The organism is Draconibacterium halophilum, assembly GCF_010448835.1.
GTDB classification, from domain to species: Bacteria; Bacteroidota; Bacteroidia; order Bacteroidales; family Prolixibacteraceae; genus Draconibacterium; species Draconibacterium halophilum.
Map to the genome: position 1 here is coordinate 2,318,186 of NZ_CP048409.1, position 12,573 is coordinate 2,330,758.

The 12,573-nt window shown below is 39.5% G+C and carries 10 protein-coding genes and 1 pseudogene; 2 read left to right on the forward strand and 9 right to left on the reverse strand.

From position 1 onward, the window contains the following. Nucleotides 1-89 precede the first annotated feature (89 nt). The 9 genes from G0Q07_RS09335 to G0Q07_RS09375 all read right to left on the reverse strand — a co-directional run bounded on the left by G0Q07_RS09335 (nt 90) and on the right by G0Q07_RS09375 (nt 9,175). Complete coding sequence (locus tag G0Q07_RS09335) at nt 90-305, reverse strand: hypothetical protein (RefSeq protein ID WP_163345843.1); 216 nt, start codon at nt 303-305, stop codon at nt 90-92. Nucleotides 306-503: 198 nt separating this feature from the next. Next, nucleotides 504-1,205 carry a class I SAM-dependent methyltransferase gene (locus G0Q07_RS09340; protein WP_163345844.1) on the reverse strand — a complete coding sequence of 234 codons (702 nt, stop codon included), beginning with the start codon at nt 1,203-1,205 and terminating at the stop codon, nt 504-506. A 155-nt stretch (nt 1,206-1,360) separates the two neighbouring features. Beyond that, nucleotides 1,361-2,146: a PhzF family phenazine biosynthesis protein gene (locus G0Q07_RS09345; RefSeq protein ID WP_163345845.1), complete on the reverse strand. Its 786-nt coding sequence runs from the start codon at nt 2,144-2,146 to the stop codon at nt 1,361-1,363. Between the two features lie 133 nt (nt 2,147-2,279). Then, on the reverse strand, nt 2,280-3,059 hold the full coding sequence (locus tag G0Q07_RS09350; RefSeq protein ID WP_163345846.1) for a TonB-dependent receptor: 780 nt from the start codon (nt 3,057-3,059) through the stop codon (nt 2,280-2,282). Further along, nucleotides 3,002-4,687 (reverse strand): TonB-dependent receptor, encoded by a 1,686-nt coding sequence (locus G0Q07_RS09355; RefSeq protein WP_163345847.1) that lies wholly within the window; start codon nt 4,685-4,687, stop codon nt 3,002-3,004. The genes G0Q07_RS09350 and G0Q07_RS09355 overlap by 58 nt, the downstream gene beginning before the upstream one ends. A 177-nt stretch (nt 4,688-4,864) precedes the next feature. Next, nucleotides 4,865-6,817, reverse strand: a complete 1,953-nt coding sequence (locus G0Q07_RS09360; protein ID WP_163345848.1) for a sialate O-acetylesterase — start codon at nt 6,815-6,817, stop codon at nt 4,865-4,867. A gap of 103 nt (nt 6,818-6,920) precedes the next feature. Next, nucleotides 6,921-7,217, reverse strand: coding sequence for a transcriptional regulator (locus tag G0Q07_RS09365; protein WP_163345849.1), 297 nt, complete (start codon nt 7,215-7,217; stop codon nt 6,921-6,923). Further along, complete coding sequence (locus G0Q07_RS09370) at nt 7,210-7,833, reverse strand: hypothetical protein (RefSeq protein ID WP_163345850.1); 624 nt, start codon at nt 7,831-7,833, stop codon at nt 7,210-7,212. Before G0Q07_RS09370 ends, G0Q07_RS09365 begins: the two co-directional genes overlap by 8 nt. A gap of 97 nt (nt 7,834-7,930) precedes the next feature. Beyond that, nucleotides 7,931-9,175, reverse strand: coding sequence for a T9SS type A sorting domain-containing protein (locus G0Q07_RS09375; protein ID WP_163345851.1), 1,245 nt, complete (start codon nt 9,173-9,175; stop codon nt 7,931-7,933). 206 nt (nt 9,176-9,381) lie between these two features. Here G0Q07_RS09375 and G0Q07_RS09380 point away from each other — a divergent pair, with 206 nt between their 5' ends. Together G0Q07_RS09380 and G0Q07_RS21260 are read left to right on the forward strand one after the other, a co-directional pair. Beyond that, a complete protein-coding gene (locus G0Q07_RS09380) occupies nt 9,382-10,986 on the forward strand; it encodes a fumarate hydratase (protein ID WP_163345852.1) in 1,605 nt (534 codons plus the stop codon). Between the two features lie 495 nt (nt 10,987-11,481). Then, nucleotides 11,482-12,339: pseudogene (locus tag G0Q07_RS21260) on the forward strand (NAD(P)-dependent oxidoreductase); the annotation flags it as partial. Between the last annotated feature and the right edge of the window lie 234 nt (nt 12,340-12,573).

Sequence of the window (12,573 nt, forward strand, 5' to 3'; positions counted from 1 at the left end):
TACCTAATGTACAAAAAACAAAACAGGAAACCATTAAATGATTTCCTGTTTGCTGCTTAAATAATTCTTTTTATTTCTATGGTAGGATGTTATTCCATACTTTCCTTGGCTATTGTTTTTTCTTTTTTCGGTGTTTCTTCCTTTGTGTTTGATTCGAAAGTTGCATTTTTCTCCGGCTCAGCAACTTTTACATTGTGGATAATAATTTTCTCCACCGGGTTCGATTTTTTCACCAGATCGATTTTATTGCTGATTTTTAATCCGAGAATGTAAAAAATTGATGAGATGAGGATAAGAGCTTTCATGGTGTTTTCTGTTTTAATTTGAATACCAAATTATGCAAACGTCAGTAAATAGCGAAATTATATCTGTGAACGAGCTGATTTATTCTACCAACAGCATTTTTAGCTCTGCGAGTGGACTCACCCTATCGATTACCGGTTTGGCCGCAAAGGAGAAAATCACGCAAAATTGATCAAGGGGATTGAAGTTCTCGTGTCATTTCAAAGTTTTAGTTTTGCCAGGTAATCGTTTTGCGTGCCTTTTTCAAGCAGGGTAGAGGTATAGCCTATTTCGCTGGCAATAAGTTGCAGCGTGTTGAAATCGATAAAAAGCCAATCGAAATTAGCCACCGATTTCCGAAAACTTACTTTATATTGCATTTCGCCGTAATAGTTGTTGTTTGCCAGATCAACCCAGTGCGATCCGTCTTCTTCGTCAAAAAGGTATTTAATATCTGACGAATCAATTAGAATCTGTCCACCATCGAGCAGAAGGCTTTTTAGGTGGTTAAGTAACTTTTTTAAACCTTCAATCGTTCCGCCAATACCCGATCCGTTCATCAGCAACAAAATGGTGTTGAATTGTTTTTCGTTGTATTCAAAAATATCGGCATGAACCACTTTTACAATTCCCTGCTTTCTCATTACTTCAGCAGATATTTCCGATTTTTCCAGAGCCGTAACGCTATATCCTTTTTTCTGTAGAATGAGCGAATGGCAACCCGCTGCTGCGCCAATATCAAGAATACGGCCTTTACAATTTTTAAGTGCAACTTTTTCAAGTTTTGGGAGCTCCTTCTCGTTTCTAAAAAAATACGACGGGGCAATTGTTTCGCCTTCTGTATAGTTCGAATCTACTTGAATTTGAGGCGCTTTTCCTCGTTCAAAATACTCTTTAATGGCTATGCCAATCGGATCATTCATTTTTCAATTATAAATATTGTATGTGAGTGCAGTTTTTCAATTATTTTCACCAAAAATACGACTTTCGTTTAAGTACATTTATACCTTTTTTCCAATTATCTTTAATAAAGTTTTAACTGCTCTTTTCCTGATAAAAAGCGAAACGGGATAAAATGCTAAATATTAATGGTTCCTACCAAAAAGGTTACAGCTTTGCCGCCAATCTCTACACGATCGCCAAGTTGCCTGCATTTTAATACACCACCTCTTTTTGATATCTGTTTGGTCAGTAGGGTTTTTTTATTCAATTGAGCCGACCAGTAGGGAATTAGCATGGTATGTGCCGATCCGGTTACCGGATCTTCATTAATACCAACCGATGGCGCAAAATAGCGCGACACAAAGTCGTATTTTTCTGATTTGGCCGTACAAATTATACCTCGCGATGTGGCTTCTAACATTTGAGTGAAATCGGGTTCTAAATTGGCAATGTCATTTTCATTCTTAAAAACCAAAAGTAAGTCTTCACGTCCTTTAAAACATTCATGCGGATGAATACCAAAAGCTGTTTTTAATCCGGTCGGTATATATTTGGCTTCTACTTCTGATGCAGGAAAGTTTAGAACCAAAAGATCACCTTCCTTGTTTACGCTGAGTTTTCCACTTCTTGATTCAAAACAAATGCTATCTGCAGCGTAATTTAAATGCTGGAACATCACATGCGAAGTGGCTAATGTTGCATGGCCACAAAGATCTACTTCAGCTTCAGGAGTAAACCAGCGAATATGGTAACAGTCATCTTGTTTTATAAAAAAAGCTGTTTCTGACAGGTTGTTTTCCATTGCCAGTTTTTGCATGGTAGCATCCGGTAGCCATTCATCTTGCAAGGGAATAACAGCAGCAGGATTTCCTTCAAAAATTTTATCGGCAAAGGCGTCAACCTGGTATACAGTTAGGTTCATATAGTAACTAATTAAGTTGTTTTGCAAAGTTAAACGAATCGATACAATAGTTCAAATCAGGGGAGAAGTGTCCCAAAGTCTTAATGTTGCTTAAACATTGCATTATGTAACAGATGGTTTATGTGTTTGAAATTTAGAATTTTAACGTGAGTTTTAAGTTGAATTTTCGGGATGTAAGATAATTCGGAACAGCATATTGATCGCCATAAATACTCGACACCCAGAAATACGAAATCGTATTGTTGATATTCAGAATATTAAAAGCTTCCAGGCTAAGCCACATGTCGGTTATATGCCTGAAAAAAGGGCTGCTCGAACGATTTGCCGGACTTATAAATACTTTCGAAAACCCTAAGTCGATACGGCGGTACGGCGGCATACGAAATACATCCTGGTAACGCTCTCCATTCGGAGGTCCGGTGGGCAGGCGCGCTCCGTAAAAACCTGATAGTTGCATTTTATAGCTTGGATTACCGGGCAAATAATCCTGAAAAAACATACTAAAATTCATCCACTGATCGGTTGGGCGGGGAATCATTGCGTGCCCGTCGCCTTTAATATCTTCTTCGGTTTGCAGGAAGGACAAACTGGCCCACGATTGCAGCCCACTTACAAACTCTCCATTAATTTTAAAATCAACTCCGGTGGCATAACCCGTTGCTTCCTCTTCGGCCAGGTAGCGAATCCGAACATTATCGACCTGGTAAGGAATCAATCGGTTCATGTGTTTGTAATACGCCTCGGAAGTAAAACGAAACGGACGATCCCAGGCCGTAAATAATAAATCGGTGCCACCAACCACCTGGAAAGAGCGTTGCGCTTTTGAATTGTAATTGATGTAGCCGTCACTTTTTTTCAACTCTTTAAAAAATGGCGACTGATGATACCAGCCGGCAGATAAACGGAACGACATTTTTTTCTCCCACTCGGGAAATAGTTTAATGTGGCGCGCGGACTAATGAGCAATTCGTCGTTAAAATCCCAGTAATTGAAGCGAACACCGCCCGTTAAATACAAATCGCCATTTTCTACGGGCACACTCCAACTATCCTGAACGTAGCCTGTTATCCGGTTCGAACTGATTTTGTTTTTTGCATTTAGTATATAAAATAAATTTACCTGGTTGTCAGAGTAGGGGATAGAATAACCGGCTGAATCGCGGTAAATCCACTCGTTTAGTTCGTCGTTTATTTTTTCGTGCTGAAATTTAATTCCCCAGTTGATCAGGTGTTTTTCAGAGTTAAATGCGCCTTTGTGCGCAAAACTGTAAACCGTTGCGTCCAGGCTGTTTCTGGCATGGTTTAAGAATGTGCCAACACCCAAGTTAAGCGAGCTATCACCAAACTCTTCCGAGCCCATATTTCGCTCCAGCTGGTTTAAATAATATTGTCCCTGAATATCGTAAGTTTCTTTTTCTTTGGCATGGTAAGCTGATGCAATAAACTTCAGGTTTAGGTAGGCATTGGGATGATAGTTGGCAGTTACCGCACCCAAGTAGGTTTGAAAATCGTCCTGTTCCTGTCCATCAAAATAAATTTTAGTATTGAGCGGATTTTGCCAGGTGCCAAAAGTTGTTTCGCGGGTTTGCGGAATAAAATTATATTGGTTCTGTGCCACGTTACCCAAAAATGAGAGATCGAATTTCTCGTTAAATTGATAGGTTATATAAGTTTGAAAATCGAGAAAACGTGGATCGTATTCACCTTGTTCATCCAAACTCCCCAACATGTAACGGTTGGTTTTATAACGTAATCCGGAGATATGCGATAACTTTCCGTTTAGTGCAACATCTTCGAAATGTGCCGATGCGCCAAGCATACTTAATGATGCCGACCCTTTAAAATTGCTTGGTTTGCGGTATTTTATATCGAGCACCGACGACATTTTATCGCCGTATTTGGCATTAAAGCCACCTGCCGAAAAATCGATGGTAGAAACCATGTCGCTGTTAATAAAGCTCAACCCTTCCTGTTGTCCTGACCGAATCAGGAAAGGCCGGTAAACTTCAACATCGTTTACATACACCAGGTTTTCGTCGAAATTACCACCCCGAACGGTGTATTGCGAACTTAATTCGTTATTTGATGCAACGCCCGGCAAGGTTTTTAAACCGGCTTCAATTCCTCCCGAAGCACTCGAAATGGAGTTGATAATTTTCGGGTCGAGACTAACAATACTTCCTCCGTTACGTCGCTGCTCCCTTACAATTATTTCAGCCAGTTCAAGATTCATTTCCGGCATTTCTATTTTCTTGATAATGGTTTCCTCTCGTTTGGCAAAAACCGAATCCTGAAAAGTTTGGTACCCTAATGATGAAAAAATAATGGTGAGCTGTTTTCGTGCCGGAATCCGAAGCAGGAATTCGCCGTTGGCATTTGTTGTGGTTCCCAGTGTTGGATATTCTTTTAATACCACATTTACCATATCAATCGGAACTCCGTTCTGATCTTTAATAACACCTTTTAACGTTGCGTTGTTACTTTGCCCAAAAGCAATGGTTTGGGTTAGCAGTAATAAGAATAGAAGGGTAAAGTTTTTCATTCGTCTGTTATCGCTTATTTTAATTGTGACTCATGTAACTCGCACAACGGGCATTTTTATGTGTGTGAAAATTTACTGTGCTCGTTTCATCATTGGCACAAAACTATGCAAACACGTTTTATAATCAACAATATATTAATTAATAAATTGTACGATCGAGACAATTTTATCTATAATTTATTTTGTTATTCCCGGCCATTCATCGGTTCTGAATGGATTGGCTGGTAGCAATTCCAGATTATACAGGTTTAAATCATCAGGATTATCGGCCCAGCCAAAACGCACTGCTACCGGATCGGTAACCGCGTACGAATAAACAACAACCGTATTATTATTGATGATCTCGGCTTTAGCCCAGTGGAATTCCTTATCTACACCGGCAATTGCAAATGCTTTTACATAACCGTATTTATCCTTCACTGCCAAACCTGAACCTGTTTCGCTGAAAGTGATGTAGGCTTTACCATCTTTAAATTCTACCGATTCGAATGAAGGACCAGTGTACACTACATCTTTATTGTAAGCTACTTTAAAAGCATTCAATGCCAGCCGTTTTCCTACATCCTGCTTGTTTTTGGGGTGAATATTATTTGCTTCACCGATATCTATTGCTGATGCCATTCCGGTATTTGGCAGCTCCAAAGTCATTGTTTGTGCCTCGCGTAACTCTGCCCACTCGCTATCGCCGGGTTTTTGTACAGGTTTCATATAATTGGCCAGTTGCACGAATAAAAACGGGAAATCGCCCTGGCTCCATTGTTTACGCCAATCATTAATCAGGTTGGGGAACACGCGTTGATATTGTTTTGCCCGGCTAGCATTTGCTTCGCCCTGATACCAAATTACACCTTTCATTCCGAAAGGTACAATTGGGTTGATCATACTGTTGAATAACAGTGTTGGATACGAATTTGGCCCCAGATCAATATTCTGCATTACAGCTTTCGAAATCTTAAATTTCCAATCGCCTGATATATCAATTTTTTCCTGTCCGATGGCCACGTACTGATCTTCCGGATCGCCCCAAATTCCACCACCGCCGCCGGTATCGTTAACACGAACAACGATCATATTTTTGCCCGGATTTAAATATTTTTTATCAATGGTGTAAACTCTTTCTTTGTCGTATTGATTTTCGGTTTTCCCGATTTCAATCCCGTTTAGAAACGTAATGTCCGAATCATCTATTTTCCCTAAGTGCAGGTTTAGGTTCGTTTGTGTTTGGTCTTCAGTAAGGTCAAGTTCTTTGCGGTACCATCCAATTCCGTCAATGTCGATGTAGCCCTGTTCTTCCCATAATCCCGGGGCAATAATTTTACTCCAGTCCGTGTCGTTTAGTTCCGGATCCGACCACACCGGCTTCCCGTTTTGCATGCCTTTGTCATCAGAAGGAATTTCACCGCCCAGTATTTCTCTTATTTCAGCCTCCTTATTCTTTTTGTATTCTTCAACATCCATTTGTTGCAACTCAATCATCAGTTCTCTGAAATCCGGATCGTTTTGAATCGTTTGCGCGCTGGTCCATGTTTCGGCAACGGTGCCGCCCCACGACGAGTGAATTAATCCGATAGGAACATCAAGTTCTTCCTGCAAAGCCTTGCCAAAAAAATACCCGACAGCTGAAAAGTTATGTGCTGTTTGCGGCGTACATTCCATCCATTCGCCACTTTCCAAATCTTTTTCAGGAAATTGTGCCACTTTTCGTGGTACGGTAAACAAACGGATATTCGGATGTTCGGCGGCAGTTACTTCTTTATCAGCATTTTTCACCTGTGCCAGTGGCCATTCCATGTTCGACTGACCCGAGCACACCCAAACTTCACCAATCATAACATTCGTTAACGAAATGGTATTTTTTCCTTTTACTGTTAAGGTGTAAGGACCACCATACTTTTGTGCTGGCAATTTTACATTCCATTTACCATCTTCGCTGGTAGTTGTTTCTAAAGCGTCAGTATTTAATTCAACAGAAATCGTTTCGCCCGGATCTGCCCAGCCCCATACCGGGATTTTAATTCCTTGTTGCAATACCATGTTTGAGCTGAATATTTTGGGGAGCTTTACCTCTGCATTCACACTAATCACTGCAGCAAAAAGTAAGGCACATAGCACATAGACTTTTATCTTCATTTTAAATAATTTTCGTTTTCTCAAAACTAATGAATTGAATGGTATTTTCAGTCAATTCAATATGGATTAAACGCAGAACTATAAATAAAACGGTGAGTGAGAATTAAAGTTTTCTGGATTTTTGAAAATATTCAGAAATTGCTTCCACGTAATTTTCGTAGGCGTCAATTCCTTTTGGCGTGATGCTTAAGGTTGTTAAAGGATAGTTTTTTCGGAACGATTTTTTAACCTTGATATAACCACCTTCCTTTAGCTTTGTGATCTGGAAACTGAGGTTGCCTTTTGAGGTATCAATATTTTTGAGCAAATATGAAAACTCCGCTGATTTTACATTTAAAAGAATGGTCATTATTGCCAGCCGCACCTGTGAATGAAGAAGTGAGTCGAGGCTTCTAAACATGGATTAGCTTTTTACTTTGCAAATACATCAAAACTCCCGGGATTACAAAACAAATAAAGTTGGCTATTGCCCGAATAAGATATTGGTCAGCCAGTTCTACCCGGGCGCACAATACTGCTGCAATCCACATTATAACACCGCTTATTGATAGTAACTTGTAGCGATAAATTCCGCCTGTAACAAAAAGTGCAAAACCAAGTAGCACCATTTGTAGCGGATGAATTAGTGCAAAAGTAACTTCTTGCAGCAGACTTTTAGTTACAATAACATTCAGATTATGGGCAATAATGATTCCTATCCAGACAAAACGTGTGGAAATAGCCGTATATGTGCGAAATTTTGGTTTGCGTAGGAATAGATAATAAATGGAAAATCCGATTAATAACACCGCTGCTATAATATTTAAAGAATCGATGAGATTACGTGTACTCCGCACTACAAGGTGGGTGGATTTATAGTAATTAAGGAAGAATCCAATTGTAAATGATGTTCCCCATAAAATGAGTAGAATCCCATCTTCGTATAAGGAACGCTTTGATGTTGCAACAGCTGTTTTAAGCGTAGCAAGTAATTGTTTGTCGCTTAACTGGTCCTGGTTTATTATTGAGTTTTCCATGGTTTATTTTTGTTTATAAATTTAAACAAGTTTGTATTACAAACCAAATATGTTGATCAAAATAAACTATTTGTGGTGGTTGAATTCTGTATTTTATCTAATTTGATTTAATAATGCGAGTGACAAAATCTTTTGTCCCCACCTTTACTCGCACGATGTAAACTCCTTTTTTTAGGTGCGCTAAAGACATGTGGTGTTGATTTTCTTCGAATAACTCCAGGTGCTCCAAACTCCCCTTCATATCATAAATTTTTAGCGAGTATTTGATTGCTGGTGTGTTATCGTTTGTTGGAAGCACAATGGTACATTCATCAACCACCGGATTTGGATAAACAAGTATTTCATTTTCGCCGATTTTTGCAAATTGAGGTTCCGCTTCAATGACGTAATTATACGGATCGCGCCAGTCGCGAATATTGTTTGTATCATTATCGGGTAGTGGACTGTTACTCCCCATAGGGTTTAGCCTCGATATTGCACAGTTGACAGTGTCGCAACTGTTATCAAGCCCATCCGAATCATAATCCAGATTTGAAAAATTTAATGCAGGAAGCTGGTCGTTGTCTATGTCATAGGCTTCAATAAAGTCTGGTATTCCATCGTTGTCTGAATCAATATCCTGAAAATCGGGAATACCATCAAGGTCGGTATCTGTTTGCTCGTAATAATCGCCCCCTTCATCAGGATCAAAAGCAGCGTCCCATCCATTGTTATTGTTGTCGTTCAATAGTAACGATTTGCAAAATCCTTCCATTTGCCATTCGGTAAAATCCGTAATACCGTCGTTATCCGAATCGATGTCGAGATAATCCGGGATTCCATCTTCATCAGTATCTACTGTTTCATCACCTTCATGAACATCCAGAATCCCGTCGTTGTCGTCATCCATGTCAATCATGTTTATAACCTGGTCGCAATCGTTATCGTCATCCACTATAATGGAGAGCTGTGCTTCGCAATAAATGGATGCATTGGCGACATTGCTTAGTCGGTAGGTCAGTGTTATATTTCCCCTGAAATCGGAAGGGTTGCTATAGGTAAAATTGCCAAGTGGACCGCACGAAAAATTGCCAAAAGCAGGAGGCTCAATTTCGCTAAGCCAAAATGAATCCTGAGTATAGGTGTCGTTACTTAACAGGTTGCCCGAAATCGTATTATTTCCGCAGCCTATGCCCAGAATAAATGTGTCGTTAACCGCAATTGGTTGATCAATTGTCGACTGGTGTGAGTGATAGATATAGGGATAACAAGAATCGTTAAAATTCGTAAGATCCGATGCGAATGCCCATGAGAATAAGTTATGTGTCAATACACATAACATACCCAAACCTATTTTTTTCATCTTGTTTTTTATCTGGGCGCAAATGTATTTTACTTGTATTAATTACAACCGTAGAATGGCTTTAAATAGGCTCTAGTTATTAACACCGAATGTTTAATACCGTTATATATTCAGAGTTTTAATTTTTCAGCTTTCCGGTAAAAATAAAAATGGAAACCACCGAATAGTTTTATCTTTGATGGAAAATTAATTTAATCGATTTTACAATGGCAGATTTTAAATACCAAAAACCATTTCCAATTTTAAAAGACGATACTGAATATCGTTGCATTACAAAAAATTATGTGTCGACCGTGGAGCTCGATGGCCGCGAGATTTTAAAAGTTGATCCAAAAGGTTTGGAGGAACTGGCAAAAGAAGCATTTTCTGATGTTTCGTTTTACCTGCGTTCTGCTCACCTCGAGAAACTGGCCAAAATACTTGAAGATCCGGAGGCAACCGATAACGATAAATTTGTAGCACATACCATGTTGATGAATCAAGCTGTTTCTGCCGAAGGCGAACTGCCTACATGCCAGGATACAGGTACAGCAATTGTGATTGGAAAAAAAGGTGAAGATGTGTACACCGGTGCAAACGATGCAGAAGAGTTGTCGAAAGGTATTTTTGCGACTTATGCCGATAAAAATTTACGTTATTCGCAGGTTGTTCCTTTTACCATGACAAAGGAAAAGAACACGGGTACTAACCTTCCTGCACAAATTGATTTGTATGCCGAGCAAGGGAATAAATACGAATTCTTATTTGTAACAAAAGGTGGAGGTTCAGGTAACAAAACATTCCTTTACCAGCAAACAAAATCGCTGTTGACTGAGGAAAATCTCACCAAATTTGTACAGGATAAAATAATGGATCTGGGTACTTCTGCCTGTCCACCGTATCATTTGGCATTGGTAATTGGCGGAACTTCTGCCGAGGCTACTCTTGCTACCGTGAAAAAAGCATCTGCAGGTTATTTAGATCATTTACCAACCGAAGGTAACGAAGGTGGTCAGGCTTTCCGCGATTTGGAATGGGAAGAAAAAGTAACCAAAATTTGCCAGGAAAGTGGAGTAGGTGCGCAGTTTGGCGGAAAATATTTCGTGCACGATGTTCGTGTTATCCGCTTGCCACGCCACGCAGCTTCGTGCCCGGTAGGTTTGGGAGTGAGTTGTAGTGCCGACCGTAACATAAAAGCAAAAATTACCAAGGAAGGTATTTTTGTGGAGCAACTGGAAAAAAATCCTGCACGTTTCTTACCGGCAAAAGCACCATCAATGAGTCCTGCGATTGATATCGATCTGGATCAGGGAATGGATAAAGTATTGGCCGAATTGAAAAAATATCCAACAAAAACGCGTTTGAATTTGAGTGGTACTTTAATTGTAGCCCGCGACATTGCACACGCGCAGATTAAACAAATGCTTGACGAAGGCCAACCAATGCCGGAGTACTTTAAAAACCACCCAGTGTATTATGCAGGTCCTGCAAAAACGCCAAAAGGTATGGCTTCAGGAAGTTTCGGACCAACAACGGCTGGTCGGATGGATCCATATGTTGAGGAGTTTCAGAGCCATGGCGGTTCGATGATTATGTTGGCAAAAGGAAATCGCTCGCAAGCTGTTACCGATGCCTGTAAAAAGCACGGAGGATTCTATCTGGGGTCAATTGGCGGACCGGCGGCTATCCTTGCCAAAAACAGTATTAAATCTGTTGAGGTTGTTGATTTTGAGGATCTTGGAATGGAAGCGGTTCGTAAGATTCGTGTAGAGAATTTCCCCGCATTCATTATTGTTGATGATAAAGGAAACGACTTCTTTAAGGAATTATAAAGACATTTCGTTTAGAGATAATAAAACCTTCAGTGTCAATCTGGAGGTTTTTTTTATGACCAAAATTCGAGGTATAAAAAGCGTAAATAAAAGAAAACGGAAAGTAGTCAGCAGCCACTCTCCGTTATCAGTTATAAATCTATGCGAAAGATTTTGCTAAATATAATTGAATGTTTGAGTATTTTAAAAAATACATGTCTGTAATCGTCCTGTTATTGAGCATGTTGTAAAAGAGTTATTGGTACTTTTTATAAAGAAAGAGAAATAGTGGTAGTGTCCTAAGTTTTGGGAAATCAGCGTAAACAGAGCAGAATTTGTTTACTTTTTTATAAAAGTCAACTATCGATTATTAGCTTTTTAAAGAGTAAATAGAATCAATATAAATAGCGACAATTGAATTAGATTATTGTTATTTGAATGATTTTGCTGAATGTCGATAAAACTTTAGCTTTGATGTACATAAAATAATCGTATGAAAAAAGATATTTCAATTGGTTGGATTGGCACCGGAGTAATGGGAGTTTCTATGCTCGGCCACTTAAATAATGCAGGTTATTCTTGCACTACTTATACCCGAACTAAAAGTAAAGCAGAAACATTACTGGACAATGGAGTAAAATGGGCCGAGAGTCCGGCGGAAGTTGCAGCCGTTTCTGATGTTGTTTTTACGATTGTTGGATTTCCAAAAGACGTACGCGAGGTATACTTTGGCGAAAATGGAATATTGACAAAAGCTAAAGCCGGGGCAGTTTTGGTTGATATGACAACTACCGAACCAAGTCTGGCAGTGGAAATCTATGAAGCTGCAAAATCCAAAAATATCCAATCGGTTGATGCACCGGTTTCAGGGGTGATGTTGGTGCTAAAAATGGGACATTGTCGATAATGGCCGGTGGCGATAAAGAAGCTTTTGATAAGGTAATGCCGCTGTTCGAAATTATGGGAAAACAAATCGTTTACCAGGGCGAAGCCGGATCGGGGCAACATACAAAAATGTGTAACCAAATCACCATTGCCGGAACAATGATAGGAGTTTGCGAAGCCTTATTGTACGGACATAAAGCTGGTCTCGATTTACCAACCATGCTCTCGTCAATAAGTGGCGGAGCTGCCGGTTGCTGGACACTCGATAATCTGGCTCCGCGTATTGTCGATCGTAATTTCGACCCGGGATTTTTTGTAGAACATTTTATAAAAGATATGGGCATTGCTTTGAAAGAAGCAGAAAATATGAACCTTTCGCTACCCGGGCTGGCGCTCGCTAAACAACTTTATCTTGCAGTACAGGCACAAGGCCACGGAAAGTTGGGAACACATGCTTTAACTTTGGCTTTGGAAAAATTATCTGGAATTTAGGATCATTTCAGAAGTGAAATAATTCCGTTTAAGAGCTTTCAGAAAGAAAATTATTAATTGTTTCATTGACGCAATCTTATAGATTCCATCGGAAACTATATGACCAGAGTCTGTACAAGCCAATATAAACAGCCGGATTTGGTTTGGCGATATTATAATTTGTAAATCTTTATTTGCCCCTGAACATTTATTATAAACGTTTGTTGTAAAGGATGTTAATAAAAGCATGTA

Bases quoted from the DNA above. Each gene is read 5' to 3' on its own strand.
- G0Q07_RS09340 (WP_163345844.1), bottom strand. From the start codon at position 1,205: ATGAATGATCCGATTGGCATAGCCATTAAAGAGTATTTTGAACGAGGA.
- G0Q07_RS09345 (WP_163345845.1), bottom strand. From the start codon at position 2,146: ATGAACCTAACTGTATACCAGGTTGACGCCTTTGCCGATAAAATTTTT.
- G0Q07_RS09335 (WP_163345843.1), bottom strand. From the start codon at position 305: ATGAAAGCTCTTATCCTCATCTCATCAATTTTTTACATTCTCGGATTA.
- G0Q07_RS09355 (WP_163345847.1), bottom strand. From the start codon at position 4,687: ATGAAAAACTTTACCCTTCTATTCTTATTACTGCTAACCCAAACCATT.
- G0Q07_RS09375 (WP_163345851.1), bottom strand. From the start codon at position 9,175: ATGAAAAAAATAGGTTTGGGTATGTTATGTGTATTGACACATAACTTA.
- G0Q07_RS09370 (WP_163345850.1), bottom strand. From the start codon at position 7,833: ATGGAAAACTCAATAATAAACCAGGACCAGTTAAGCGACAAACAATTA.
- G0Q07_RS09360 (WP_163345848.1), bottom strand. From the start codon at position 6,817: ATGAAGATAAAAGTCTATGTGCTATGTGCCTTACTTTTTGCTGCAGTG.
- G0Q07_RS09365 (WP_163345849.1), bottom strand. From the start codon at position 7,217: ATGTTTAGAAGCCTCGACTCACTTCTTCATTCACAGGTGCGGCTGGCA.
- G0Q07_RS09350 (WP_163345846.1), bottom strand. From the start codon at position 3,059: ATGTCGTTCCGTTTATCTGCCGGCTGGTATCATCAGTCGCCATTTTTT.
- G0Q07_RS09380 (WP_163345852.1), top strand. From the start codon at position 9,382: ATGGCAGATTTTAAATACCAAAAACCATTTCCAATTTTAAAAGACGAT.